This window comes from Pseudobacillus sp. 179-B 2D1 NHS (genome assembly GCF_045370945.1).
Classification (GTDB): Bacteria; Bacillota; Bacilli; order Bacillales; family Domibacillaceae; genus Pseudobacillus.
The window spans coordinates 181,273-207,321 of the sequence record NZ_JBIQDP010000004.1 but is presented as its reverse complement, the minus strand read 5'-3'; the positions used below and the strand labels follow the sequence as shown (position 1 = coordinate 207,321).

General features: G+C 42.4%; 27 protein-coding genes. 4 read left to right on the top strand and 23 right to left on the bottom strand.

All coding sequences use genetic code 11. The annotated features are described in order from the left end of the window. Nucleotides 1-14: 14 nt before the first annotated feature. The 15 genes from nhaC to mntR form a co-directional block, all read right to left on the bottom strand. A complete protein-coding gene (gene nhaC / locus ACH0BF_RS06225; protein WP_406909059.1) occupies nt 15-1,466 on the bottom strand; it encodes a Na+/H+ antiporter NhaC in 1,452 nt (483 codons plus the stop codon). Between the two features lie 297 nt (nt 1,467-1,763). Beyond that, nucleotides 1,764-2,558, bottom strand: coding sequence for an ABC transporter ATP-binding protein (locus tag ACH0BF_RS06220; protein WP_120032444.1), 795 nt, complete (start codon nt 2,556-2,558; stop codon nt 1,764-1,766). Then, nucleotides 2,533-3,552, bottom strand: a complete 1,020-nt coding sequence (locus ACH0BF_RS06215) for an ABC transporter permease (protein WP_120032446.1) — start codon at nt 3,550-3,552, stop codon at nt 2,533-2,535. The genes ACH0BF_RS06220 and ACH0BF_RS06215 overlap by 26 nt, the downstream gene beginning before the upstream one ends. Before the next feature lie 58 nt (nt 3,553-3,610). Beyond that, nucleotides 3,611-4,609, bottom strand: coding sequence for an ABC transporter substrate-binding protein (locus ACH0BF_RS06210; protein WP_120032448.1), 999 nt, complete (start codon nt 4,607-4,609; stop codon nt 3,611-3,613). Between the two features lie 660 nt (nt 4,610-5,269). Then, complete coding sequence (locus ACH0BF_RS06205) at nt 5,270-5,755, bottom strand: dihydrofolate reductase (protein WP_120032452.1); 486 nt, start codon at nt 5,753-5,755, stop codon at nt 5,270-5,272. A 70-nt stretch (nt 5,756-5,825) separates the two neighbouring features. Then, nucleotides 5,826-6,854: an STAS domain-containing protein gene (locus ACH0BF_RS06200; RefSeq protein ID WP_120032454.1), complete on the bottom strand. Its 1,029-nt coding sequence runs from the start codon at nt 6,852-6,854 to the stop codon at nt 5,826-5,828. A 202-nt stretch (nt 6,855-7,056) separates the two neighbouring features. Continuing rightward, nucleotides 7,057-8,013: a thymidylate synthase gene (locus tag ACH0BF_RS06195; protein ID WP_120032456.1), complete on the bottom strand. Its 957-nt coding sequence runs from the start codon at nt 8,011-8,013 to the stop codon at nt 7,057-7,059. 5 nt (nt 8,014-8,018) lie between these two features. After that, complete coding sequence (locus ACH0BF_RS06190; protein WP_406909056.1) at nt 8,019-8,831, bottom strand: class I SAM-dependent methyltransferase; 813 nt, start codon at nt 8,829-8,831, stop codon at nt 8,019-8,021. A gap of 41 nt (nt 8,832-8,872) precedes the next feature. Then, nucleotides 8,873-9,307 carry a BrxA/BrxB family bacilliredoxin gene (locus tag ACH0BF_RS06185; RefSeq protein ID WP_120032460.1) on the bottom strand — a complete coding sequence of 145 codons (435 nt, stop codon included), beginning with the start codon at nt 9,305-9,307 and terminating at the stop codon, nt 8,873-8,875. Between the two features lie 18 nt (nt 9,308-9,325). Then, a complete protein-coding gene (locus ACH0BF_RS06180; protein ID WP_340853524.1) occupies nt 9,326-10,450 on the bottom strand; it encodes a conserved virulence factor C family protein in 1,125 nt (374 codons plus the stop codon). A 70-nt stretch (nt 10,451-10,520) separates the two neighbouring features. Next, on the bottom strand, nt 10,521-12,401 hold the full coding sequence (locus ACH0BF_RS06175) for an ABC-F family ATP-binding cassette domain-containing protein (RefSeq protein WP_406909053.1): 1,881 nt from the start codon (nt 12,399-12,401) through the stop codon (nt 10,521-10,523). A gap of 24 nt (nt 12,402-12,425) precedes the next feature. After that, nucleotides 12,426-12,953, bottom strand: coding sequence for a hypothetical protein (locus ACH0BF_RS06170; protein WP_120032466.1), 528 nt, complete (start codon nt 12,951-12,953; stop codon nt 12,426-12,428). 9 nt (nt 12,954-12,962) lie between these two features. Then, entirely contained in the window at nt 12,963-13,640 is a 678-nt protein-coding gene (locus tag ACH0BF_RS06165) for a class I SAM-dependent methyltransferase (RefSeq protein WP_340853520.1), read from the bottom strand. A 117-nt stretch (nt 13,641-13,757) separates the two neighbouring features. Beyond that, a complete protein-coding gene (locus tag ACH0BF_RS06160; RefSeq protein WP_182916969.1) occupies nt 13,758-14,186 on the bottom strand; it encodes a hypothetical protein in 429 nt (142 codons plus the stop codon). A gap of 186 nt (nt 14,187-14,372) precedes the next feature. Then, nucleotides 14,373-14,792: a transcriptional regulator MntR gene (mntR, locus tag ACH0BF_RS06155; RefSeq protein ID WP_340853519.1), complete on the bottom strand. Its 420-nt coding sequence runs from the start codon at nt 14,790-14,792 to the stop codon at nt 14,373-14,375. A gap of 252 nt (nt 14,793-15,044) precedes the next feature. On the opposite strand from mntR, the gene cspD reads away from it, so the two are divergent. Continuing rightward, nucleotides 15,045-15,245 (top strand): cold-shock protein CspD, encoded by a 201-nt coding sequence (cspD, locus tag ACH0BF_RS06150; RefSeq protein ID WP_041096853.1) that lies wholly within the window; start codon nt 15,045-15,047, stop codon nt 15,243-15,245. A gap of 41 nt (nt 15,246-15,286) precedes the next feature. On the opposite strand, the gene ACH0BF_RS06145 is transcribed toward cspD, so the two are convergent. After that, a complete protein-coding gene (locus ACH0BF_RS06145) occupies nt 15,287-15,475 on the bottom strand; it encodes a zinc-finger domain-containing protein (protein WP_406909049.1) in 189 nt (62 codons plus the stop codon). A 21-nt stretch (nt 15,476-15,496) separates the two neighbouring features. Then, complete coding sequence (locus ACH0BF_RS06140) at nt 15,497-16,150, bottom strand: reverse transcriptase-like protein (RefSeq protein ID WP_406909047.1); 654 nt, start codon at nt 16,148-16,150, stop codon at nt 15,497-15,499. Between the two features lie 121 nt (nt 16,151-16,271). On the opposite strand from ACH0BF_RS06140, the gene ACH0BF_RS06135 reads away from it, so the two are divergent. The 3 genes from ACH0BF_RS06135 (at nt 16,272) to ACH0BF_RS06125 (ending at nt 18,624) form a co-directional block, all read left to right on the top strand. Continuing rightward, nucleotides 16,272-16,943, top strand: a complete 672-nt coding sequence (locus ACH0BF_RS06135; RefSeq protein ID WP_120032476.1) for a queuosine precursor transporter — start codon at nt 16,272-16,274, stop codon at nt 16,941-16,943. Between the two features lie 386 nt (nt 16,944-17,329). Further along, nucleotides 17,330-17,722, top strand: a complete 393-nt coding sequence (locus tag ACH0BF_RS06130; RefSeq protein WP_406909095.1) for a reverse transcriptase-like protein — start codon at nt 17,330-17,332, stop codon at nt 17,720-17,722. Next, entirely contained in the window at nt 17,719-18,624 is a 906-nt protein-coding gene (locus ACH0BF_RS06125; protein ID WP_406909045.1) for a DMT family transporter, read from the top strand. The genes ACH0BF_RS06130 and ACH0BF_RS06125 overlap by 4 nt, the downstream gene beginning before the upstream one ends. 27 nt (nt 18,625-18,651) lie before the next feature. Here ACH0BF_RS06125 and ACH0BF_RS06120 read toward each other — a convergent pair whose 3' ends face one another. From ACH0BF_RS06120 to ACH0BF_RS06095, 6 genes are all read right to left on the bottom strand, one after another. Continuing rightward, nucleotides 18,652-18,927: a DUF6123 family protein gene (locus ACH0BF_RS06120; protein ID WP_340853515.1), complete on the bottom strand. Its 276-nt coding sequence runs from the start codon at nt 18,925-18,927 to the stop codon at nt 18,652-18,654. A gap of 20 nt (nt 18,928-18,947) precedes the next feature. Further along, entirely contained in the window at nt 18,948-19,865 is a 918-nt protein-coding gene (locus ACH0BF_RS06115) for a 5'-3' exonuclease (RefSeq protein ID WP_340853514.1), read from the bottom strand. Nucleotides 19,866-19,961: 96 nt separating this feature from the next. Next, nucleotides 19,962-20,798, bottom strand: a complete 837-nt coding sequence (locus ACH0BF_RS06110; protein ID WP_120032486.1) for a sulfurtransferase — start codon at nt 20,796-20,798, stop codon at nt 19,962-19,964. Between the two features lie 15 nt (nt 20,799-20,813). Beyond that, nucleotides 20,814-21,041 carry a hypothetical protein gene (locus tag ACH0BF_RS06105; protein WP_340853512.1) on the bottom strand — a complete coding sequence of 76 codons (228 nt, stop codon included), beginning with the start codon at nt 21,039-21,041 and terminating at the stop codon, nt 20,814-20,816. Next, complete coding sequence (locus ACH0BF_RS06100; protein ID WP_406909042.1) at nt 21,022-24,663, bottom strand: dynamin family protein; 3,642 nt, start codon at nt 24,661-24,663, stop codon at nt 21,022-21,024. Before ACH0BF_RS06100 ends, ACH0BF_RS06105 begins: the two co-directional genes overlap by 20 nt. A 663-nt stretch (nt 24,664-25,326) precedes the next feature. Next, nucleotides 25,327-25,917: a restriction endonuclease gene (locus tag ACH0BF_RS06095; protein ID WP_406909040.1), complete on the bottom strand. Its 591-nt coding sequence runs from the start codon at nt 25,915-25,917 to the stop codon at nt 25,327-25,329. Nucleotides 25,918-26,049 lie beyond the last annotated feature (132 nt).

The window sequence follows — 26,049 nt, the reverse complement described above, 5'->3', positions numbered from 1 at the left end:
CCCCCTGCAACCGTTTAAATTTTATATTGAAAATCATCCTCTTTTGATGATTGTCCTTCTGTAGCAGCTTTGACTTTTTCAATTGAAAACCCAGTGTATCCATAAATAATGGCAAAAATAAACCCGACGTAACACATGACAGCCCAAGGTAAAAACTCTATGACGGGTACTCCTAAAGTGCTTGACATATACACTCCAGCTAAAGACCAAGGAACGATTGGGACTACTACAGTACCGGAGTCTTCCAACGTCCTTGAAAGATTTTTAGCATGTAATCCTCTTTCAGCATATACATTTCTAAAAAGCTCACCTGGTATTAAGATAGACAAGTATGAGCTTCCCGTTGTGACTGCAATCGTAATGCAAGACAATACTGTAGCCAAAATTAAACTGCCTGTTGACTTTGCCTTTTCATTCACTTTTTCCAATACGACTTCTAAGCATCCTACCTTACTGATTACCCCAGCAAAAGCGAAAGAACAAAAAGCAATTAAAGTGGTTCCCATCATCGAGCTCATTCCGCCACGATTGAGCAAACCTGAAACGTCTTCCGGTATTGTAGAAACATCTACCGTTCCTGACATCATACTGATGTTGAACCCGCTGACAGTTGCCAAGAAAGCATTTTCAACAGATATACCTTGAAACACAATTCCAAGAATAATAGCAGTTGTGGAAGAAGCAATCATGACTGGAATAGTTGGATATTTTAAAATAGAACCGGCTAAAACGATAATAATAGGGACCACCAATAAAACATTCCAATCAAATGTAGAGGTTAACATGGATGTCATTTCATTCAAGCCCTCTTGGTTATTTCCACCTTTTACTTCCATCATTTTACCTGCAATGAAATAAACAATTACTCCGATAATAGCGGCTGGAATAGTTGTATACATCATATGTTTTATATGTTCATACAATTTGCTTCCTGCCGCAGCTGGGGCTAAGTTTGTAGTATCGGAAAGAGGAGACAACTTATCTCCAAAATAAGCCCCAGCTACGACCGCACCCGCTGTAACCGGCAGTGAAACGCCTTGAACGAGCGCAATTCCCATCACTGCCACTCCAATCGTTCCTGCCGATCCCCACGAAGTACCGGTAAATGTTGAAACGATAGCTGCCACAAAAAAAGCAGTGATCAATAAGTAATTAGGATCGATTAATTTCAACCCATAGAAAATCATCATTGGAATCGTTCCTGAAACCATCCATGTGCCTATTAAAATACCCACAGTAATTAAAATAAGAATAGCAGACATCGATTTAGCTGTTGTTTGAACAATTCCTTCTTGCATCTCTTCCCATGAAACCCCTAAACTTTTTCCAATAAGAGCGGCGATGGCTGCGGCGATTAGAAGCAATGGCTCTGCCCTTAAATGAAACACACCGTATCCTATTCCCAGCAGCAGCAGCAAGGCGATGATAGGAGTGATGGCTAACATAAGACCGGGCTTCTTTTTCATCCTAAATTCCTCCTCTTCACTTTATCTATCTTTTATAATGCAATAATCATGCCATTAGTAAATTAATCAGAATTTACTGATATCTGCATACTATAAGCATGCTATCTCTTGTTGAAAGGGATAAAACGGGATAAGATACACCCATTGGACCGTTTCATCCCTTTCAACAAGTCCGTTTTATGCTCTGGCTTTCCAAGGCTATTTTGACAAGACAACAAAAAAGAGTTCGGAATGTTTTCATCCGAACTCTTTTTATCGAGCCGTCAAATCGAAGACGTTTTTCGATTCCACTCTTTATTAAGCTAGAAGTGAACGGTCACTTAGGAGGGCTTCGCCGCGAATTCTTTGGAATTCCGCCAGCAGCTTTTCTACCGTCAGATCCGGCTTTTCTTTTTCGTTTGCCTGGAAAATAATTTGACCTTTATCCATCATAATAAGGCGGTTGCCAAGATCTAGCGCCTGCTGCATATTGTGGGTGACCATTAGAGTTGTTAATTGAAACTTTTCAACAATTTCTTTTGTTAACTTTGTGATCAAATCTGCTCTTGCCGGGTCAAGCGCGGCTGTATGTTCATCCAAAAGTAAAATATCCGGTTTTGTAAATGTAGCCATCAACAAGGAGAGTGCCTGCCGCTCTCCGCCAGACAGCAGCCCTACCTTGGCCTGCAGGCGGTTTTCCAAACCAAGATGAAGAATTTCAAGCTGCTCACGAAAGAATTCGCGGCGCTTTTTAGTGACTCCAAATTGAAGCGATCTTGGCTTGGTTCGGTTATAGGCCAGCGCCAAATTTTCTTCAATGGTCATTGTCGGTGCTGTTCCAGCAAGTGGATTTTGAAAAACCCGGCCGATTTTTCTAGCTCGCTTATGCTCAGACATGGAAGTCATATTCGTACCATTAATATTTACTGTTCCATAATCAGGGAAAATATTTCCGGAAATGATGTTCATTAAAGTCGACTTTCCAGCTCCGTTACTTCCGATAACGGTTACGAAGTCACCTGGCTGCATTTGTAAATATAACTGATTCAGTGCAATTTTCTCATCCGGAGTACCTTCATAGAAAACTTTATAAATCTGATCTAGCTGCAGCAACCTGATCCCCTCCATTTGGCTTGGCCGAACTTAATTGTGCGGCCCGTTTTTTCTTTCTTGCTCCGGCTTTTTGCTTATCAATTAATTTAGGGACAACCAAAGCAAAGATAACAATAATAGCCGTAATCAACTTCATGTCACCTGTTTCAAGAAAATCTGCTCTTAGGGCCAATGTGACGATCAAACGATATAAAATAGCTCCGATCAATACAGCAAGTGTAGCCCTAACAATCGTTGCATTTCCGATGACAGCTTCTCCAATAATAACTGAAGCCAACCCAATAATAATCATCCCGATTCCCATTCCAACGTCACTGAATCCGTTATATTGAGCAACTAATGCTCCTGAAAAGGCAACTAATGCATTGGAAATACCTAATCCGAGAACTTTGAGCCAATCGGTGTTAGCTGAAAAGCTTCGCACCATTCCGTCATTGTCACCGACTGCCCGCAAGCTTAAGCCGATTTCTGTTTTAAGGAAGACGTCAACGATTTTCTTAATAGCAAAAGCTATGATGAACATAACAATGAGGATTCCCCAGGTAGAAGGAACATAATCAGCTAAACCAATAGAAGACAATAGACTTTGCATCATGTTGTCGAACCCTAATCCTTGCCACCAGGAAGTAATCTTGGTGATCACTGTTTCTTCCGAAAGAAGCGGCACATTCGGTTTATCCATAATGCGTAGGTTGATAGAATAAAGGGCAATCATCATTAAAATACCAGATAATAACGGATTAATTTTTCCTTTTGTATGAAGAATACCCGTCACACATCCCGCCAAAAACCCGGCTACCAATGCTCCAACGGTTGCAAGGAAAGGATTGACGCCGGAGATAATTAATACTGCGGCCGTTGCTCCTCCTGTTACAAAGCTCCCGTCAACTGTTAAATCAGGAAAGTCTAATATTCTAAAGGATAGATACACTCCCAAAGCCATAATGGCATAGATAACACCAACTTCTACTGAGCCAAATAAGGCTGTAAACATATAAATCTCCCCCTATTGGACGGATGATAAGGAGGCTTTGGCTAAGCCTCCTCATTTATTACTTTACAAATTCCGCTTCTTTTTTCCATTCGTCTTTAATTGGAATATTCATTTCTTTTGCTGCATTCTCATTAATAAGCAGCTTTAAATTTTGTGGAGGCTGTACAGCCATATCACCTGGCTTCTCTCCGTCTTTTAATATTTTCACTGCCATTTGTCCCGCTTCATAGCCAATGTCATAGTACTCAAAGCCGAAGGCCGCAAATCCGCCGCGCTTTACAGAATCAAGCTCACCAACAAATAAAGGTATATCTTTTTGGTTGGCCACTTGAACAACTGATTCAAGTGCAGATACAACCGTATTGTCCGTAATGATATAAATCATGTCAGCTTTTCCAGCAAGTGACTCGGTAGCCTGCTTTACCTCTGAAGAAGCCGATACCGTTACTGGCACCATTTTTAAACCATTTTTCTCCATGACTTTTTTCACTTCATCTACTTGGGCGACAGAGTTTTGTTCTCCCGCGTTATAAATAACACCTACACGCTTTCCTTCAAACTCTTTAGCCATAAATTCGATCGTTTTCGGGATTGCCTCTGGGTGCAAATCTGTTGTTCCTGTAAGATTTCCGCCCGGCTTTTCAGGGTCTTTTACTAAACCTGCTGCCTTCGCATCTGTAACTGAAGTGAAAACAATCGGAATATCTTTCGTCGCATTTAATGCGCCTGTAGCACTTGGAGTAGAGTTTGCGAATATTAAATCTACTTTGTCCCCGGCAAAGTTATTGGCGATGGTCTGATTGTTATTTTGATCGCCCTGAGCAATCTGCACATCATAATCTGCTTCTATCCCAGCATCTTCTAAAGCTTTCTTAAAGCCTTTGTAAGCGTTATCAAGGGATGGATGCTCAACAATTTGCGTAACGCCAATCTGGTACTTTTCCTCGCCCTTTCCTGAGGCTTCTTGTCCTTTTTCTTTGCTTTCTTCTCCGCAGCCAGCCAATAAAAGAGCACTCGCTATCCCAGCTGCCGTCATCCCTTTTATCCACTTTTTCATTCAATCTCCCCCTTTAGTCCCTATATTTCTGAAAATTTTGTACCTCTCTCTAAGATAAATTTATTATGCTTGAAAGGAAACAGAAAATCAAGTGTTTTCAGAATATTATTAAATTCGGTTTTTGGCGTTAATGCTTTTGTGCGTCATAGCATGAAAACTGAGTTTTCTCATAACTTTTATTTTTTGCATATTATCCAAAAAAAGCTTTCCTTGCATTTTTATCTGTTTTTTCTGACTATTCAAATCACCAAAATTACTATGCTTAAAAGCGGTTGTCCCTCTCCGGCAGCAAAATATAATCGTTAATCAGATTTGAAGACACCTTTGGAAAGTGACCATTTGGAAAAGACAAAAGGCCAGTCGTACTTTTCCACAAATAAATAACAGTATGGCTATGTTTTGCTCAGTCATCGCAGAGAGGTACTTTTCTTGCTTTAAAATTTAGTGCGGGAGAACTCAAATAGAAAGCAAGAGATTAGCCTCTCTTGCTTTCTTTATTTATATAGCGTTATGGTGGTTGGAGACTAGGCAAACAATGCCTTTTGCTTGTCAGCCAACAGGATCTTCCTTCTCTTTCATCCATATTTTTTATTTTAACTATAAATGAATGGAAGCCCATCCCGAAGGTTGGCTTCCAAAAAGAAACACGAATTCCTTCTATTATCTTCTTTTATAAATTCGGAAATAATATTCATAAGGATTGCGTTCGTTTTTGTCCCCTTGCTTTTCAGAAATGAGCTGCCAGTCCTCCCACTCAATGACATCAGGGAAAAATGTATCTCCTGGAAAAGAATGTTGGATAGCCGTTACATAAAGTTTATCCGCGTAAGGCATCATTTGTTCAAAGATTTCTGCCCCACCCGTGATAAATAGTTCCTCTTCATTCTTAGCTCTTTCGAACAGTTCTTCAAAAGAATGAACAACTGTGCAGCCAGCTGCTTTGTAATTTTTATCGCGGGTAATAATAATATTCTCGCGTCCCGGGAGCGGCTTGCCAATTGATTCATATGTTTTTCTGCCCATTACAATCGGATGGCCCATGGTTGTCTCTTTAAAAAACTTTAAATCCTCAGGAATTCGCCACGGTAAAGTATTATCCTTACCCATCACTCCATTTTCATCCATTGCCCAGATAAAAGAAATCACTCTCGTCACCTTCTTTTCAATTTGCCGTTGTACAGTCTTCAATAGAAAATACGGCTCATTTTACTCTTCCTCAAGTATTCTCACTTTTTCTTATGATTTGTAATCCTTGTTGGTCCAGAGCATAATGAATGCCTTGCTGTAATGTTGAGAAACAAGGCACTCCATCTATCTCATAGCCGCTCTGGGTAATTTGCATGCTCAGCTCCGGTGCTATTCCAACTAGCAGGCAACTCGTTCCCAGCAGAGAGGCTGCCTGGACAAACTTTTGCAGAAAAGATAACGTATACTCATCGACACCTTTTATCCCTGTCAAATCAAGAATGAGATAGGACGCCTGATAATTCGGCAAATTGAGCAGCGTTCTATTTAACAGCTCTTCCGCCCTGAACTCCTCATACTTTCCTACAAGAGGAATAACCAAGATCGATTCAATAACAGGAATAATAGGAGACGATATATCTTTAATAATGTCGGAAAGTATCTTTGTTCGCTCAGAAATACTCTTTTCCAATTCTCTTTGAGCTTGTTGCTCTTCTTCCTGAAACATGGCCTTAACATTTAATGTAGGCGTTATGTGAGAAGGGAAAAATTCATATTCAGTATAATCATCTCCCTCAATCTGGCTTTTTAAAATTTTGTACCAGATGTTCGCGTTAAATAGCCCACTCAACACACCAGCCCAATGCCCAGGCAGGAAAGTACCTTCCTCTTCCTTTTGCTGAGCTACATTAATTTTATACTCCCAGCTATTCTTTACTCGGACAATCGCTGTCTTTTCTTCTTCTGAAAAAGACTGAATCCCTGTGACGCCCCATCCGGCCGTCAAGTATGTATTCGGTAGTTTTTCTAAAATCGTTCCAACGTCCCCAATGGATTCCAAATAAAAGTTACTTACAATTCTCCCTGTCCTGTAGCCAGCCGTCTCCAACACAAGCTTAGCTGCCTTTTCGCCTGATATTTCTTCAATGGAATCAAGCAATGTTTTAAAAGCAGTATTCACCCAGAATAAAACGACTTCATCATTTTCAAATTTCAATGTCCCTTTTTCCAAATCCCAATCAAATAGAGAACCTTGAACATTTATCTCGTAGTTTGCCAACTTGAATGACCTCCACTATTTTTGCACGAATAATCCTGCTAGTATGTTGTTCCATCAGGCGAAAAAGAATCCGCTCATCTTATAAGGAAACATGCCCTTTCATTATAATAGTGCGATGAGGGCATTGTAAATTCAAATGGAATAGGGGACAGTAATAAAAAGCAGTGGAATGATTCACACTCCACTGCTTGCCTCCATATGTTCAAACTGCTACAGGCGCTTTAATAGGACCATGAGGATGGTAGCCGATTAACTCTATATCTTCTATAGAAAAGTCAAAAATATGTTTCACCCCAGAGTTCAACTTTAACTGCGGAAGCTCTCGCGGCTCTCTCAACAACTGCTTTTCCACCTGCTCCACATGGTTAGAGTAGATGTGCACATCAGCTCCTGTATAAATTAACTCGCCAACTTCCAACCCACACTCATGGGCAATTAAATGGGTAAGCAAGGCGTAGGAAGCAATGTTGAAAGGCAGTCCTAGGAAAACATCGTTTGAGCGCATGTTAAACATGCAGCTAAGCTTTCCATCTACCACATAAAATTGAAAAGCGTAGTGACAAGGAGGCAGCTGCTGATTTTTAAGCTCTGAGGCACTCCAGGCGTTGCAAAGCAGGCGCCGTGAATCCGGGTTTCGTTTAATTTCATCAATAATATACTGAATTTGATCGTATACTTCCCCATCTGCCCCTTCCCAGCTGCGCCACTGCTTGCCATATACACTTCCTAAATCACCAAATTTTTGAGCAAAAGCATCGTCATTCAGTACGTTCTCTTGGTAAATGGCAAGCTGCTCTTCATACATCCGCTTAAATTCTTCGTCTTTTTGGCTTCTAAGGCCAAAATCTTTCATATCCGGGCCGTCATATTCCTCAGACTCTACCCACTTTTGAAATCCCCATTCATCCCAAATATGATTATTATTTTGCAACAGATAGCGGAGATTCGTATCTCCTTTTAAAAACCACAAAAGCTCGCTGACAATGAGCCGGAAAGGAACCCGTTTTGTCGTTAGCAACGGAAAACCTTCCTGCAAGTCAAAACGCATTTGATAGCCAAATATACTAATGGTCCCTGTTCCTGTTCGATCTTCTTTTCTTCTTCCTTCTTTTAAAATATATCGGCATAAATCTAAATATTGCTGTTCATTCTTACTCATTCTGTTCACTCCTTGTTCGTCACACCGGCTGCCGTCTCTTTTTCACCTACTTCCATTGTTCCGAAATGAAAGAGAGACGTCGGCCGGATTTGTTGATGAAAGCCCAGATTGGAAAACCGGCTGGATTGATAATGGTCCTTTAATACGATTCGTTGCTTAGCCACTCGGAGTGCTTCTTGAATGGTCTCCTGTGTCAGCTCATCCTGAACAGCAAGCTTTCTCAGTCCCGCGATTCCTTCTGAAGTCAATATAGGCTTTGTAAACATTGGATCAAAGTAAACAACGTCAACCGACTGATCAGGGAGAGAGGCTAGCACCTGCTGATAAGAGCCGCTAATGACATGGATTCGCTTCATAGCCTCGCCCAACTCACGCAGCGATGATTCCCACTCGTTCAACCCATGCTTCACCATATAAGCAAGTACAGGGTTCCCCTCTATTCCCGTCACACGGCCGGATGGCCCGATTACAAAGCTTGCCGCAATGCTATCCGATGCCAGACCTAATGTGCAATCCAGCAGAGACATTCCCGGTTTTAGCCCGGAGGCCGTGATAAAAGGATCAGCCTCTCCTCTCATTAACCGTTTCACTCGAAAAGAAGCAGAATTTGGATGAAAGAAAAAAGGCTCTTCTGCATCGGACGCGTAAAATTCCAGCCGATTTTTAGCAACAATCAGACAATCTGAATCATAATCAGCCTGGAGAGAGGCAACCGATCGTTTGTTCCTTTTTACAAACGGGCAGTCCAGTTCAGCGGCTGCCCTTCTCGCTTTTTCTTCGATTTTTTTATTAGTACGTGCAGATGTCGATACAATCATCTTTTCTCCTGTAAAAAAGGATGCCCGGAGACATCCTTTGTTTATTTGCAGTATTGGTCGAATGCTTTTGTTAAATCTTGAATAATGGAACCTATATCGTTTCCTTCAATGTGTTCCCTCGGGACGAAATGAACGACTTCCTGGCCCTTTAATAATGCCATTGATGGGGAAGATGGTTCATAGCCATCAAAAAACTCACGCATTTGAGCAGTCGCTTCCCGGTCTTGTCCAGCAAATACCGTTACTAAATGCTCAGGTGCCGGCTCATGCATAGTGGCTTGTACTGCAGCAGGACGAGCAAGCCCGGCAGCACAGCCGCAAACAGAATTTACTACTACAAGTGTTGTTCCTTCTACAGTGGAAATAAATTCATTCACTTCTTCTGCTGTCGTCAACTCTTTAAACCCAGCATTCGTTAATTCAGCTCGCATCGGTGCAGCCATTTGCTTCATATATTCTTCATAAGCATTTGTCATGTTTTATCCCTCCATTAATCATTTTTCTCTTGCTTCCGTCATTTGCTTCCAAACAGACCCCTTTGCTTCCTCACCGACTTGAATGCGCTCAATCGCCATTTTAACCTGCATTTGCACTTCAAATTCCGGATCATTCTCTGCTTTCTTTAAGGCAGGCAAAGCTGTTTCATCGCCGACTTCATACAAAAACATAGCGGCCCGCCAGCGGACAATTTTACTTTTATCTTCAAGAGCCTTACACATAGCTGGAATCGCTTCTTTGAAACCAAGATCAGAAAGACAATCACCAGCCGTGCGGCGAACTGTTACCGTTGCATCATTCAGCCCCTCATATAAAAGCGGCAAAACTTGTTTGTCTTCGAGCATGCCGATATAAACAACAGCTAGACGGCGAATGGCTGGTTTGCCGTCTCTCAGAGCCAGCTGTAAGACAGGCAGATCTTCTTCAGTAGGGTCTTCCATCTGCTCAAGCCATTGATAACGCCGGCGCCAGTCTTCCTCTTCCTGCCACATAGATGTGGTGATTTTTAAGCCGCGCCGTTTTACCTCGGGTATTGCCTTGCCCTCCGCTCCGGCAGCGGCCAATCCTTCTAGACGCTCACGAGGATAGGCGGCAACAATCTCTTCCAGCGTTTCTTTTCCGACTTCATTCAAATCGCCGTAGCGAATGCCGAACTCCTCCCACTTTCTTTGAAGCACATAGTTATCATCTGTTAGCTGCGCTTTTTTGAATGCTTCCAAGAAATAATCAGGCAGCGGAAAGCGTTTTTCTTCCGTGGCAGAGGTTAGTTTCAGCTGAATAGGGATTCCTTTAAATGTTTGGATAGATGCCTGCACTTCTCCATACGCCTCTTCTGTCCCTTTCGAAGCGTTATCTCCTGAAACAGCTTCGCCGAACACTTCTCTCACTTGCGGAAGCAAGCCTTGCCAATCATATTTTCCATTGCGTTCAATCGCTAAAAAATCAGCCACATGGTAGACGCCCTTTATTCCTTCGATAGAAAGGATAGATTGAATCTCTTTTGGGGCTCCTTCTCCAGCTCCAGCTTTATAATTGTTGCTTTTGCCCGCAGGCAGTTCTTCGTCCAAAATTACTTTCATTGTATTCGGACTTGGTGTAGGTTCAATTTTTAAAATACGCAAAGTGAACGGCTCCTTTCACAATCTTTACCGCCATTCTACCATAGATAAAACAACTGGCGCTTTCTTTTGCTCACTGCGTGAATTCTGATAAATAGCTCCAGCGTTCAATGAGCTGCTCCAGCTTTTCATTGAGCTGTTCCAGTTCCATGCTTAACTGCTGAGCTTTTTCAAAATCGCTGCCCACTGCTTCCAATTCTTCGTCCGCTTGAACTATACGATCTTCTACTTTAGCAATCTCTTCTTCAATGGTTTCCCATTCCCGTTGTTCATGATAGCTTAGCTTTTTCTTTGGCTTTTCTCTGACAGGCTCAACTTTCGTCTCTTTAACGGGTGCCTCCTCTAGCTTTTCAGCCATGGCCTGTTCGGCTAAATAGTCACTATACTGACCATAGTAGGATCCGATTACACCATCGCCCTCAAAGATAAGCAGCCGATCCGCCGTCTTATCCAGGAAGTAACGGTCATGGGACACGGTGATAACGACTCCAGGAAAATCCTCCAAGTAATCTTCAAGCACAGTCAGCGTCTCTGTATCCAGATCATTTGTTGGTTCATCCAGCAGCAAGACATTTGGCTGTGTCATTAACAGTTTCAATAAATAAAGGCGTCGCTTCTCTCCGCCGGATAGCTTGTAAATCGGTGTACCATGGGCATGCATAGGAAAAAGAAAACGCTCAAGCATTTGAGCAGCAGAAATTTTTTCTCCTGTCTTTGTTGTTATAATCTCTGCGGACTCGCGGATATAAGCAATCATACGCATATTTTCGTCCATGTCTGTCCGCTCTTGTGTATAATAAGCAATCTTCACTGTTTGACCGGTTATCATTTCCCCGCAATCAAATGGCAGTTTTCCAGCGAGCAAGTTCATAAAAGTAGACTTGCCGCTTCCGTTTTTTCCAATAACGCCAAAACGGTCTCCAGGTTTTACGAGCAAGTTAAAGTCCTTCAGGATCGCTTGGCCATCAAATGATTTAGAAACATTTCTTAGCTCAAACACTTGTTTGCCGAGCCGGCTACCCTTTACCGACAAATCAACCTGCTCTTTTTTTGGCCCTTGACCGAGTGCGCCTTCTAATTGTTCAAAGCGGCCAATCCGCGCTTTTTGTTTCGTTGTTCTTGCTTTAGCGCCCCGGCGCATCCAGGCCAGCTCCCGGCGATATAAATTTCTTCGTTTGTCTTCTTCGGCAGCCTGTTGTTCCTCACGCTCTGCCTTGGCAGCAATATAATCCTGATAGTTGCCTTTATATGTATATAAACGGCCATGGTCAAGCTCGAACATTCTATTTGTCACTCTATCCAAAAAGTACCGGTCATGGGTAACAAGCAGCACGGCTCCGGAATATTTGCTTAAGTACTCTTCCAGCCAGCGGATCGTTTCATAATCTAAATGGTTCGTTGGTTCATCAAGGATTAACAAATCAGGCGTTTCAATCAATACTTGCGCAAGCGCCACCCGCTTTTTCTGCCCGCCGGACAGCTCGCTGATTTTTCGGCTAAAATCAGGGATACCCAATCTTGTTAAAATCGCTTCGGCATTTGTGTTTGCTTCCCAGGCACCTAGTGCATCCATCTGCTTTTGCAGCTCAAACAACTGCTCGGCTACCTCTTGATCCTGTGGATCCTGTTCGAGCTGTTTTAATGTGCTTTCATATTCTTTTAGCAATTGAATCACTGGTGCGTCACTTAAAAATAATTGATCCATTACAGTCAACTCCGGATTCATTTCCGGTTCCTGTTCTAAATAAGCAATCGTATAATCATTCGGGCAAACAATCTCCCCGCTGTCAGGCATGTCTTTTCCTGCGACGATTTTTAACAGACTAGATTTCCCTGTGCCATTCACACCAATCAAGCCAGCCCGTTCTTTTTCGGCAATGGAAAAAGTGATCTCGTCAAACAGCAATTTTTCTCCGTACGATTTTGACATATCTTGCACAGTAAGTGCTCTCATTTTCTTTCTCTCCCCATTTGCAAATCATTCACTGCCTTTTGTTATCATTTGCAGCGAATCAGCGATAAAGCTGATTAACTCACCAAACTCTGTCATCATCTCTTCCGTGATCATTCGTTCAAAGTAAACGTGCCACTCACACATGGTCTCTGTTTGATCAGACTCGATTCTTCTCCGTTCATAACGCCTCTCTTTTCCCCATATTTTTTCTAAAAGGCTCATATCCGCCGCTGTCAAATCTTGCTCTGTCCCGCTGTATAAAATATGCAGCGACACGCCCGGAATAGCACCGGGAAGAGGCAACAGTTCGCCCGCCAACTTTTCAAGATTTGCTTCAACGGTCAGTGACACCTTGAGTTGCTCGTTTTCTTTGAGCGAAAATGTGATCGCTGCTTCTCGACTAAGATTGGCAAGATCCATCTTATCCGTACGGTTATGAATGTGAAAAAGGCCGGCCAGATCCCGGTCATATATTTCGGCTTGTATCATGAATTTGATGTTATCAAAAGCAGTCGGATCAAACAAATCAACACCTTCTTTATTGTTGTTCAAACAAACATCCTATTCTTTCTCCATCATAAATAATGTAAAAAAGGTCAATGACTGTTTCAATTCAGCGGAAAAAGACTGTACCGCCGCTTCTGTCATGCCGCCTTTATAAACATATTCTTCTGCTATAGGCTGAAAGCCGTTTTCTCGTGCGAGCTTGACAAATTCCCAAGGCATCATTGTATTCATAATAACTGGCTGGCCGCTCAAACGATTATAGCTGTTTTCCCGCGGACCGGCTGTTGGGCCTAATATCGCTGCACAAAATTTCCCAGAAGGCTTCAGCACTCGTTTAATTTCTTTTAACACATGATAGGGATTCTCAGTCCACTCCAAAGAATTAATGGCCATTACAGCATCGAGTTCATCGTTTTGAAAAGGTAGATTGGCTAAATCACCTTGCTTAAAAGTTAGCCGCTCTGTCTCAAATTTTTGTGCAAATTCCACCATTTTATTGGACAAATCGATTCCAACTACTTCGTATCCTGCTTGGTTCAGCTTTTGACTGCCATAGCCATCTCCACAGCCTAGATCGGCCACAAGGCTGTTTTTCGGGACGTAATTGGCAAAGAAAGGACAGACTCCTTTACGGCTGCCATTTTCCCACATGTCGGCACTTTTAGCTTGCCACCCGCCTGCTCTCGCATTCCATTGGTTTTTCGCTTCTTTTTGCCACGATACATCCGCCATTTTCATCCCTCCTGCTTTCTTTCATTGTAAGGGAATAGAATAGCTTTCGGCAATATAAATGAAACCGCTCCTGAGGTCAGGGGCGGCTTCCTTTTCATTCGAACGTGAAGGATCACTTTATGAACTGATCAGCGGACTTCTTGAGAAATAACGCAACGACTCTTCTTTGATGCGGGTAAACAATTGGGGATTAACGAAAGGAATAAGCTCTTCAGCAATCCTCCAGGCATTTAACTCAATTTGAGCCAAAACTTCGACGCTTTTCGTTTCTTCCAGTCGGGCACTTAAGGAAGGCAGCTCCTGGTCTAATGCATGCCCAAGCTCATGGGCAAAAATAATCCATTCATATTCCTTCAACTGCTCCAGTGATCCAAGAAGCCTTTCGCATTGAATGGCAATGTCTTGTTTAAAGAGGGTAATCGAATGGGTAGCGGGCGAATACTTCCCTCCTACACAACGAGCTCCTGGAAACTCTTTTTTTATTTCCAGCGTTAACGTCTGATCCATCTTCTTCATTAAAGAATAAAAATTTGGTTCCCCCTGCATTTCACTCTCAACTCACTCTGCTTTTTATCTTTATTATTTTCATTTTCGCCTTTTTATGCTTCTATGTAGGTTTGAAGGCTCATTAGTTTTTTAATAATAGACGAAAAGCATCAGTTTGTATATAGGCAGTAAGAACCATTAAAAAATTGTCCCGGCAATCAGCTGAAACTTTTGCGGGACAATTTTTTATTCTAACGGTTTTTTTTGCAGAGAGTGAAGCATGTCAACTCTTTCCGGATCTTCATTAAAATAATCCACCAGATCAGCAATGCGGTCAATAGAATTCCAGCTTAAATGATGTTCAATACCTTCTACATCTTCATAAATGTGTTCTTCTTTCACGCCGATGATCCGCAAAAACTCCTCAAGCAAATCATGTCTTTCTACAAGGCGTTTGCCAATTTTCTTTCCTTTAGCAGTTAAAACCAGCCCACGGTATCTCTCGTATACTAAGTACTCATCCTTGTCCAGTTTTTGGACCATTTTTGTTACAGATGAGGGATGGACAGATAATGCTTCCGCAATATCAGACACACGGGCGTATCCTTTTTTATCTATAAGTATAAAAATTTGTTCTATGTAATCTTCCATGCTTGGTGTCGGCATCGGGACCCTCCTGAATATACTCATCCCTTTAAGTTTACTATAAGAGCGATTTGAGCACAAGCCACCGGGCTTTTCCTATTCATAGGGAACAATGAAATTTTTTGACTTTTTCCCCTTTCCCTTCCTTGACTAATTTTACTTTTTCCGGTATATTATACGTATTATAAACAGTTTTTTCTGTTTGTAATGAATATTTTGATTTGGGCACATATAGATAAGATGTGTTTCGAAGATTTAGGAGGATTCATTAATATGCAAAACGGTAAAGTAAAATGGTTTAACAATGAAAAAGGCTTTGGATTTATCGAAGTAGAAGGCGGAGACGATGTATTCGTTCACTTCACTGCAATCGAAGGCGACGGATACAAATCCTTAGAAGAAGGTCAAGAAGTTTCTTTTGAAATCGTAGAAGGAAACCGTGGACCTCAAGCAGCTAACGTTGTAAAACTATAATTGAACTCATAAAGCCGGCAAATCTTGCCGGCTTTTTATTTTTATTTAAGCAGCTGTTCTCCACATTTTCTCAGCTGTTCCCCTACTGTGCATTTAGTGATACAAAACTTATGGGCATATGCTTTCCCCTTTTCCTTTCGAAATGTCACCTTGAGCAGGCATCCATCGCAATATGTTTGTAGAATCTCCTCTACCTCTGCCATAAGCTGTTTTCTTTCCAAGTAAGTCACACCTTTCTATACAGCTTTTGCTTAAGAAATCACGGAATGGCTGCTGACGAAATTTCCCTGCAGTGCTTGGTTCGCCAGTTTGTCCGCTTCTTTATTTTGCCTTCTGTCTACCGGTTTGTAAAGCGGTGACAAATGAAGCGATTGCATCTTGTGTTCAATCCGATCAAGCCATTTATTTAATGTTTCATCAAAGCAAGGCCATTCCCCTGACAGCTGTTTCAAGACTACATGAGAATCCCCTGTAATTGTAACCGGTACTTGTTTGACGCCGATTTCTTCAAGCAGTTCAATGGCCTTATAAAGGGCTGCATATTCCGCTTCGTTATTGGACTCCAATTGGAGAAGCTTTTCATTTATCCGATAGCGCCAATCTTCTCCATTCTTTTTATAGTAAACAGCAATCCCAATGCCGGCTATTTGGTTTTCTCTGTCAAAACCGCCGTCAAAATACACTTCTACTTCACCTGGTGCCTCATCAAGCTGCTTGTTTAGTTTAGTGAATTCCTTCACTGTCCATTCATTTAAGAGCTCATCAGTAACTGTAGCATTTTTCATTCTCCCTGTTTTATTTAAATCTTCAACAATGGGCAGCACCAGGTCTTTGCTTAGCCACTCTGATTCAAATTCTGTTTTCCTGCCTTTAAATTCATATTGCCACTTAATTTTCATTTTCATATTGATCCCCGCTTTCTTCTTGACCAATTTTCATGTTTTTGTATAATGTACGTTATGCTCAAACACAAGAATAAAGACAGACATTTTTCCGCTATTTCTTTCATATCACAGGAGGTTTTGTATGTTCAATGAATGGTTTGGCTTTATATTTATTATCATTAACTTTACTATATTTTTAGCCATGTATCGACTATTTGGGCGTACAGGATTGTTTACATGGGTTGGTGTCGCCACCATACTGGCTAATCTTCAAGTAGTGAAGACTATTGAAGTGTTCGGCTTAACCGCTACCCTTGGCAACACGATGTATGGGACCGCCTTTCTGGCCACGGATTTGCTCAATGAACGCTATGGGAAAGAAGATGCAAAAAAAGCAGTGTGGCTCGGCTTTTTTACGCTAGTCATGATGACAATGATCATGCAAATGGTTCTTCTTTTTAAGCCAGGACCATCAGATTTTGCTCAGGAGCCTATGAGCCAGTTGTTTAGTTTATTGCCCCGCATTGCTGTTGGAAGTCTTGCCGCCTATTTAGTGAGCCAATTTGCCGATGTATATATCTTTTCTTATTTAAAGAAAAAGTTTCCGACAGATTCACAATTTTGGATTCGTAACAACGGCAGCACGATGATCAGCCAGCTGCTGGATACTCTTGTTTTTACGAGCATCGCCTTTCTCGGTGCTTTCCCACTAGATGTTTGGGTACAGATTTTCCTTTCAACCTGTGCTTTAAAATGGATTATAGCGTTATTGGATACCCCATTTGGCTATATCGCTAAACGTTTTCCTAAATAATCACGAATCGATGGCTGAACGAAGCTCCATTTGTCAGTCATATTTTTTATGAGCGGAAACCAGGAACTAGTGGAACGTCCCTCCTTGGGCTCGAGGTCATCAGTCGACCTGGTTATGTGGCTGAACCACGCCACTCCACCATTTCGCCTTATGCTTGTCGCCCCAGGACAGGCGGCTTCGCTTTTCTTTGTCCAGCTCCGCCTCCTTGGGGCTCGAGGTCATAAGTCGACCTGGTTATGTGGCTGAACCACGCCACTCCACCATTTCGCCTTATGCTTGTCACCCCAGGACAGGCGGCTTCGCTTTTCTTATTGCAAATTGTTTGTTTTTTCCGTAAAATTTATTGGTATGAAGCTAAACAAGGGGGGGGAATTCGATTGTTTGAAGTGTATACAGATGGAGCCAGCACTGGTTCTCCCGGCTGGGCGGGAGCGGGTGTTTTCATTAAAGAGGGCAGTCGTGTTGACCGCTATTCATTCCCTCTTGGTATAAGAGATACACATGAAGCGGAGTTTCTGGCCGTCATTCAAGCATTAAAGCTATTAAAAGAAAGACAAGCAGCGACCATTTCTTTGCGCAGCGATTCTCAGACAGTCGTTCAGGCAATTGAAAAAGAATATATACATAAAAAACTCTATCAACCGCTGCTGCAAGAAATCCTTTCACTATCAAAAGAGTTTCCGCTCTTCTTCGTCAAGTGGATCCCTAGCAAAGAAAATCGCGCGGATGGCCTTGCCCGTGAGGCAGTCAGACAAAATAAAGGTGTCGAAAAGTCATGAGATGGGCGGCTGAACTTTCCTTATTGTTTGTGGCCCTCATTTGGGGAGTGACTTTCGTCATTGTTCAACAAGCGATCGATCTGTTACCGCCTTTATTATTCAACGGTATTCGCTTTTTATGCGCTGCTCTCCTGCTTTTCCTGATAATCTTTCTTCGGAAGAAGATGGCCGGACTTACGATAAAAACATGGAAGTACGGCATTATACTCGGTATTTGTCTAGCCATCGGCTATGCTTTTCAAACGATCGGCCTTTTATATACAACAGTTTCTAAAACAGGCTTTATTACCGGCTTAAGCGTTGTGCTCGTGCCGCTTCTTTCTCTTATTCTTTTGAAAAAGAAGCCTGCACCAGGGGCGGCAATTGGTTCTGTTACCGCTGCGGGCGGTCTTTATTTGCTAACAGCTGGCGGAGCCGACGGCTGGAACATCGGTGACTTTTTTGTGTTAATCTGCGCCTTTGGGTTTGCCTTTCATATCATCTTCACCGACATATACACTCAGCTTTCTTCTGCATTGTCCTTAACAGCTGTACAAATTACCACGGTTGCTGTTTTGTGTCTTTTAGGCGGATTTATACTGGAAGACTGGCAATCTGCTTTAACCGCTGCTAATTTGCTTAACTCTTCTGTTTGGAGTGCGCTGCTCATTACTGCTTTTCTAGCGACAGCTCTTGCATTTTTTGTTCAGACTGCAGCTCAGAAACATACAACACCGACAAGGGTCGTTCTCCTCCTGGCAATGGAGCCAGTGTTTGGCGCCTTAACCGCCTTTTTCTGGATTGATGAACGGCTCACTGCAGCGGGGTTAACTGGGTGTGCCTTTATTTTCATTGGCATGCTGCTCGCAGAGATCCCTGTCCAAAAATTACTTAGCTTAAGGTCTGCTGCCAATAAATCATAAAAAACGTCCGGAGAACCCGGACGTTTTTTATGATAGCAACCCATTAGAATAGGCAAAACTCAGAGCTGTCTGCCGATCTGCTATTCCTTTTTCCTTAAACCATTCTAATAAGGATAGAAAAAAGCTGCCGTCAAATTCCTTCTGTACTTTTAATGTAAGCTCTATGCCTGCTATGACCAATAGGTCTGAAGCATTGGTGGACCTCTTGCCAAAATAAATAAAAGCAATCACCTCGTCAGAAAACCGAAATCCTTTTTCCTCCAGCTTGAGCAAATAATCTGCCAGCGTCTGTTCTTTCTCCACTTAAGTTCCCACCTTGAATGTTATGCAAACGGATCTGCTGTCTCTGCATAGGCAGCTGCAGCTTTCATTTGTGCCACATGGCGGCGTACCACTTTTAATTCTAGTTCTTCCACTGCGACCTCTGCCCCTCTTTCAATTCCTGTCCAGTCTGCTTCTTTAATATCCCAAACTAGCGGGACATGGCAATCAATTTCCGCCAGCTGCCGCGACAGTTGGAGCATGTCCACTCCCTCTGTTATCTTCTTCTGTTGTGAAGGAGTGAGCTGTTCAATATTTGAAAGAATCCCCTCAATGGTGCCAAACTCCCGTACAAGCTTAAAGGCTGTTTTTTCGCCGATTCCCTTAACACCTGGATATCCATCACTCGGATCACCCATTAGCGCCTTCACGTCAATAAATTGCTTTGGAGTAATGGCAAACTGATCTGCAAAACTCTCAGCTGTATACGTTAAATAATTTCCAAAGCCTTTTTGCAAGAGCGTTACTTCAATATTGTGGTCAAGCAGTTGCAAAAGATCTTTGTCTCCGCTTAAAATTGTCACCCGCCGTTCTTTGTGCTCTCGTTTGGCAATTGTGCCGATGCAATCATCAGCCTCGTAACCCCTTACGCCAATATTAGGTAGCAAAAAAGAGGCTGCTACTTCTTTGGCTAAGTCAAATTGCGGCTGGAGTTCAACAGGAGGTGCCTGCCGATTCGACTTATAATCAGAAAACAATTCATTTCTAAATGTTTGGCTCCCCATATCCCAGCATACAGCTGCATGGGTTGGTCTCATATATTCAATCGCTGTAAGTACGTGCTTCATAAATCCCTGAACACCATTTGTTGGCATCCCCTTGGAATTCACCATAAATTGGCCGCTTACCGCTGTTGCAAAAAAAGCGCGAAACAGCAAAGCCATGCCATCTATGAGCAGCAAATGTTCTTGTTTATTCATTTTGTCACCTCTCTCTTATTTTATCATAAGTCGCTTGTCCATTGAAAAAAACAAACAAAAACCGCTCTGTTGTGAGCAACAGAACGGCTGTTATATTTATTGCTTTTCCTTTTCTACCGGTAAATCCTCATAAGACGACCAATCGCTATAGCTTCCGGGATAGAGACGGACATCGCGGAAGCCCGCTTGCTTCAATGCAATAATATTTGGAGTAGCCGATACACCTGATCCGCAATAAACAATAACCGGTTCATTTGGGTCTAATTGTTTAAATCGTTCTTTTTGTTCTTCTGGACTTTTCCAGCATGAACCGTCAAGGCCTTCTAAAAAGAAGTAATTTACAGCAGTAGGGATATGCCCTGGCACACGGTCAAGCGGCTCTACTTTCCCCGCATAACGTTCTGGTGCCCGCGAATCAATCAAAACAGCTCCTTCTTTTTCAAGCGCCGCTCTTTTCACATCTTCGATTGAGACAGCCCAGTCATGTTGCAGACTGATTGATAAACGTCCGCTTTTAGAGGCAGGTATTTCACTCGTCATAGGGAGACCTTGCTTTTTCCATTCCGAAAAACCACCATCAAGAATATATACATGCTGATGGCCGATATAAGACATCAGCCACCAAAATCGTCCAGCAAACATGGCATCGCCATTATCATAGGCAATGATGGTTGTTTCATTTGTGATTCCGTAAGATTCTGCTGTCTTTTGAAACTCATGCAGATCAGGAAGCGGATGGCGTCCGCCATGCGCTCCTTTCTTCCCTGATAACTGTCGATCAAGATGAGCATAAAAGGCACCGGGAATATGTGCTTCATTGTATTCTTTTTCACCAGCAGCAGGATCTGCCAAATGAAAACGACAGTCCACAATACAAATATTCGAATCATTTAAGTGCTCTGCTAGCCAGTCAATCGAGCGAATATACTTCACGTTCTCCTCTCCTTTTTACTCATCATTAGAGTTACTAATCTCGTCGAGTTTCCTGTTCAATAACTTAACAACCTGGTCTTTCGGATCCCAGCAATTAAATTGATAACGGGGTTTTGTTTCATACTGCAGCCGAGCACAATAATACCGCATGCCTTTTTCTGCTTTCACTGGCTGAAAGTGACGGCAAGTAGCACAAGCATGAAAATGGTTAACAATCGCTTTTTTACGGTCGCTCAAGTTCAACGAGTATATGCTCCCATTCCTCAATATTTTCAGCTGCATTCAATACTTGCAGCCAAGCAGTGAATTGCTCTTCAACATCAGAAGCTGCTGTTTCCTTCATGATATCCATACCTTCCACCGCTTCTTCCAGCGCCCATTTGCTTAATTTTTCTTTTTCTGCTGCCAAATAGCTATCAGCAAGCTCTGACAAACGGTTATGAAGAGCTTCCTGCATCAGCTGCTTTTCATTTTTCTCAAAGAAAGACTTCGCATTTTTGAATAGAGACAAAGCATCGCCAAATGCTTCAGGCGCCATTTCCTGAAAAGCAGCAGGAAATTCAGGTGTTTCCTTTGACGGCCACTCCATCGCTGAAAATTGTAGTTGCGGCTGGATTGATTGGCAATGCAGCTTCAGCGCTTCATACTTCTCTGCGAGCAGCTTGTGAGCCTGCTTTTCAGAACGCAGGCTGGTTGCCCGCATCTCCTGGGCTAAATCATAGCCAACAGCCTCGAGCAGCTCTTTCATCGCCTCGCTTAGCGCCGGTTTAATCGGACGGCTGCCATTTAGGGATGCCGGATTAAACGACTCTTTAAAGAAATCAGAGAAGCGATAGAAGACACGCTGTTTTAAATAAAACACGAGTTCGTCCATTTCCTGTATCATACGCTTTTTAATGACTTGAGCTGTTTCATTTTTTATATAGCTGCTAATTTCATTCAACTGGCTTTCGAGCTCTTCTTTTTTCTGCTCCCGGTTTTCACGGTTTTCTTTAGCTGTTGCGATTAACTGACGAAGCTGTTCCAATCCACGATTCCATTCGGCTTCTGCAGACTGGATCGCCATTTCTGCCAAGTCACCTTCCAGAAATTGCTGGAACTCTTGTTTGAACGGGCGCAAATTCGAATAAGGATGATCAAGTTCTCCCCGTTCAATTTCCTGGATCGCCTGCAGACTGGACACACCGTGGATGCGAGGAAAACGAATGCCATATTGAAGCAGCTGCTCTTTCACATAATTGATGACATCCTCTACTTCTTCATCGCTGCTCGCTAAGTCGATGGCATTTACAATAAAGAACATTTTATCAAGCTCAAAGGCGTCTTTTACACGCCCAAGCTGAATAAGAAATTCTCTGTCAGCTTTTGAGAAAGCATGGTTATAATACGTTACAAACAAAATGGCATCTGAGTTTTTAATATACTCAAAGGCTACCCCTGTATGGCGGGCATTGATAGAATCAGCCCCTGGGGTATCGACAAGGGTAACCCCTTGGCGCGTAAACTCACAATCATAGTATAAGTCAATAGACTCGACGAAGCAGCTTTGCTTTTCATTAGCGACAAATCCCTGGAAAGCAGGAAGGTCTACAGAAAGCGTTTGACCAAGGTGGTCTTTGTATTCTTTATATCCTTCATAGAAAGCGTTCAAGAAAGATAAGTGAATGTTTTCCCGACCTTCTCCCCCATTATTTTGTAACACCCCTGGGATAGCTTTATATGCGTCATCAAGCGACTGTACGGACTGATTGAAAAATTGTAGTGATTGCTGTAAATCAATCAACATCTGCTTTTCTGTTTTTAAATGAACAGCAGCTGTACGATGCCGATTTTTCTCATCCGGCGGGTGGATACGGTTAACAGCCGCTGTTGTTGGATTTGGTGAAACCGGCAATACTTTTTCACCGAGCATGGCATTAGCAAATGAAGATTTACCGGCACTGAACGCACCGAATAACGCAATCGTATATTTTCGTTGCTCTAGACGGTCAGCTTTTTGTTTGAGTCCATCGATAAAACGTTGGAATCCAGGTATACCAGCAAGCTGTCCGCTCATTTTCTTCAATCGTTCAGCTGTCTTTCCTACAGTAGCCGCCGGTTTTTCAACAGGCGCTGAAACATTTTCTTTTATCTCTGGTTTCTTTTCAGCAGGAGCCGCAGTAAGCTCAACTGCTAAATCTTCATTAAAAACAGTTACTTTATTCTGCTGCTCAGCCCATTGATGAACGAACGCTTCATATTGTGCAGGTAGGCTTAATGGCTCCTCTGCTAACAGGCGACGAATCGCCTTCTGTCTATTATCCACTGCTGCTTCTAAGCTGGCTAACTGCTGGATGGCTTCAAGCTTCTCATGCCAAGTAGACCATCTGGCTTGCAACTCCTGCCTCTCCGCTGCAAAACGCGTTTCCATACGAGCCGCTGCTTTTTCTTTTATTTCCTCGGTTAAGCTACGTGCATTTTTTTTCAACTGGCTGGCAAGATCGTCTGTATACGTAAGAACATAATCACCAGTAGCTCTTGCCCCCGGTTTGACCGTATTAGAAATGAGCTGTTCGTCCACTGATACAGCCAGCTCCTCTGCTTCAAGCTGCAATTCATCATCATTGAGCCCACTTGATTTAAGCCAACTGCCTAATTGCTGGCGCAAATGCCATTCAAGCTGCGTTTCTGCTTTCTCCTTGAGATCGGAGAGAAAGCGTTCCAGTCTTCGTTGGCGTTCTTCTTCCGTTTTCTTTTTGCTGAACAGCATTCCCACTTTAAAACCAGGCTGTACGGCTTCTAAAAACTCTCTGGCTAACTCGCGTGTAGAAGCAGGCATTAAATATGCGTTTTGCAGTACTTTCTCCCGCTCTTCTTCCCATTGGCGAACAAGTGCTTTAGCATCACGACTATCAAGCTGCTCTTTGGCCTGCTGCTCTTTCTCAACGATCTCTGTTTCGTCCCACTGATCACCAAGCACATTTAAGAGCTGCTCCTTTTTTTCAGCCTGCGCTTCTTTCAGCCAGGCAAGATGTTCGCTGACAAGACGATTCATCATTGTTTCAGCTGATCGGAGGGCAAGCTTTTCCCTGTCAGCCATGCTTTCTTGAATCAGATCCTTCACTTCCTGAAAGTCATTGCCCGGCAGGGAACGTTCTCTTAAACTCGTAAAGAAAAATTTCTCCGGTTTTACTCCCCAAGCAGCAAAGGATGTGTATACGGATTGCTTAAACTCTTCGAACGAGAGCTCTTCTTCCCGGTGCTTATCAATCTGATTAATGATCAGGTAAAGCTTAACCCCATGTGCAAGCAGCTCTTTCGTATAAATAAAGTTCAGTTCTGACTGCACATGATTGTAATCCATTACGTAGAACACCATGTCTGCGAGGTGAAGGGCTGATTCTGTTGAAATGCGATGGGCATCATCGGTAGAGTCAACACCTGGCGTATCCATTACAGTGACTTCAGCCGGCAGATTAGATCCGCTATGACCGATTTCAATCGCTTCTACTTCCTCTCCATTTTTGCAAAATTCTTTCACTCTATCAAAGTTGTACGGCGCCTTAAAAAGCAACGGCTGCTTTTCCTTATAATAAACTTTGGCAAAGTCCTCGGGAGCATGGTGAATTTTCACGAGGTTAGCGCTTGTCGGGATAGGGCTTGACGGCAGCAAGTTCTCACCAGTCAACTCATTAATCATCGTTGACTTACCTGCTGAAAAGTGGCCGCAAAAAGCCACGATAAATTCTTCGTCATGCAGTTTTTTTAAAAATAATTTGGCTTTTCCGGCCCGCTCCTCATCCCCGGCCTGTTGAAAAATCTCAAAAAGACCGACGGTTTTAGAAATCACTTGGGGCATTGATTGCTGGATAGTTGCTACTGACATTCTGTTAAATCTCCTTATATTAAGTTTCTCAGCTATTTGCAAGTTTCTTTTATTGTAAACGATTTTCGTCAACTTTCCCATACGAAAAAAAGAAGGCCTCGATAGCCTTCTTCTAGTTTATTATTTAATTTATAATCAATTGTGCGGTGCTTGTGGTTTGCCGACGTGGCCGACTACATATTTCATTACGCCTCCATATATCACAACTGTCGCCGTTACAAACATCCAAACCATGAAAAGCACCGTCCTTTTGATTAATATTTTTTCACAAGTTGAGAATAATTTTCATCTTCAATTACATCTTAGCATGGCCGATAATGATTTTCAATTATATTTTTATTTTTTTCTGTTTTTTTAATTTTGTATACTCTCTATCGATTTCTATTTCGCTAATCAAAGTGCATGAAATCAGAGAAATTGCTTCTCATTCAGCGAGCCTTCTAGTGTGAATTTGCCCTTTAGTCGCTTCGCTTTCTCAGAAGTTGAATGACATCCTTGCATTCCCTCATACAAGGTCATGCGAGTGCATGACGGAAGGACTTTCACAACCCCCGTTCCAATTAATCATATAACATCCACACGGACCTTTATTGAAAAAAAGCTGGCGCTAGATCCTATTATTTGACCAATACTCTCATCACCTGCAATGATTAAAAGGGCTGACTATACGTACGTTGGGATAACCGCTTTTACTTCTTGCTCAGTACTTTCCAACCACATTTCTACGAGCTTCATTCCGTCAATCAGCTCAATACTTATCCCCTCCGCGTATTCTTTGGCGGCCTTGGTAAAAGAACCGATATTGATTACATATCCCCCTTTGGCTCCTTGCTTGATCATGTTGGAATGGAGTATGGCAATGGCTTCATACCCTATATCCTCCTTGCAACATTTAACTTGCCCTAAAAATAATCCTTCCTTGATCGTGTGTTCAAAGTCAACCCCAAAATCTCCGTTTGGGGGAGATACCCAGGTCGTGCCCCCTCTTGTTTTTTCGATTGCCTCCGCCACAAATAACTCAAAAGCTAACGGATCTTCCCTAATGAAAGCAGCTGAATAGTTTTCAGGCTGATCTTTATGTTCTTTTTTAAATCTTAAATAAAGACCCATTGCCAGCGTTTGTTTGATCTGTTTACTCATATCCATTTGATGGGCAATCAGGGCTGTTTGATAAGTATTTTTTCTTTTTGTTATGTGAAAATGAAGAAATGCAACGATTAAAATTATGCCCGCTATTACTTCAATAAGCAACAAACATAATCCCTCCTTAGGTCATAGTTGTCGGCATTATGTTCAATAAATATTCACTAATCATGATTTAAAAACAAGGCTCTGGCTCTGTTATACTTGAATGTTGATTTTAACTGCAGGCGGACTCTTTCCGCA

Excerpts from the sequence above, each read along its gene's own strand:
- nhaC (WP_406909059.1), bottom strand. The coding sequence starts at position 1,466 with ATGAAAAAGAAGCCCGGTCTTATGTTAGCCATCACTCCTATCATCGCC.
- ACH0BF_RS06215 (WP_120032446.1), bottom strand. The coding sequence starts at position 3,552 with ATGTTTACAGCCTTATTTGGCTCAGTAGAAGTTGGTGTTATCTATGCC.
- ACH0BF_RS06210 (WP_120032448.1), bottom strand. The coding sequence starts at position 4,609 with ATGAAAAAGTGGATAAAAGGGATGACGGCAGCTGGGATAGCGAGTGCT.
- ACH0BF_RS06195 (WP_120032456.1), bottom strand. The coding sequence starts at position 8,013 with ATGAGTAAGAATGAACAGCAATATTTAGATTTATGCCGATATATTTTA.
- ACH0BF_RS06190 (WP_406909056.1), bottom strand. The coding sequence starts at position 8,831 with ATGATTGTATCGACATCTGCACGTACTAATAAAAAAATCGAAGAAAAA.
- ACH0BF_RS06185 (WP_120032460.1), bottom strand. The coding sequence starts at position 9,307 with ATGACAAATGCTTATGAAGAATATATGAAGCAAATGGCTGCACCGATG.
- ACH0BF_RS06175 (WP_406909053.1), bottom strand. The coding sequence starts at position 12,401 with ATGAGAGCACTTACTGTGCAAGATATGTCAAAATCGTACGGAGAAAAA.
- ACH0BF_RS06165 (WP_340853520.1), bottom strand. The coding sequence starts at position 13,640 with ATGGCGGATGTATCGTGGCAAAAAGAAGCGAAAAACCAATGGAATGCG.
- ACH0BF_RS06160 (WP_182916969.1), bottom strand. The coding sequence starts at position 14,186 with ATGCAGGGGGAACCAAATTTTTATTCTTTAATGAAGAAGATGGATCAG.
- mntR (WP_340853519.1), bottom strand. The coding sequence starts at position 14,792 with ATGCCGACACCAAGCATGGAAGATTACATAGAACAAATTTTTATACTT.
- cspD (WP_041096853.1), top strand. The coding sequence starts at position 15,045 with ATGCAAAACGGTAAAGTAAAATGGTTTAACAATGAAAAAGGCTTTGGA.
- ACH0BF_RS06140 (WP_406909047.1), bottom strand. The coding sequence starts at position 16,150 with ATGAAAATGAAAATTAAGTGGCAATATGAATTTAAAGGCAGGAAAACA.
- ACH0BF_RS06135 (WP_120032476.1), top strand. The coding sequence starts at position 16,272 with ATGTTCAATGAATGGTTTGGCTTTATATTTATTATCATTAACTTTACT.
- ACH0BF_RS06125 (WP_406909045.1), top strand. The coding sequence starts at position 17,719 with ATGAGATGGGCGGCTGAACTTTCCTTATTGTTTGTGGCCCTCATTTGG.
- ACH0BF_RS06115 (WP_340853514.1), bottom strand. The coding sequence starts at position 19,865 with ATGAATAAACAAGAACATTTGCTGCTCATAGATGGCATGGCTTTGCTG.
- ACH0BF_RS06100 (WP_406909042.1), bottom strand. The coding sequence starts at position 24,663 with ATGTCAGTAGCAACTATCCAGCAATCAATGCCCCAAGTGATTTCTAAA.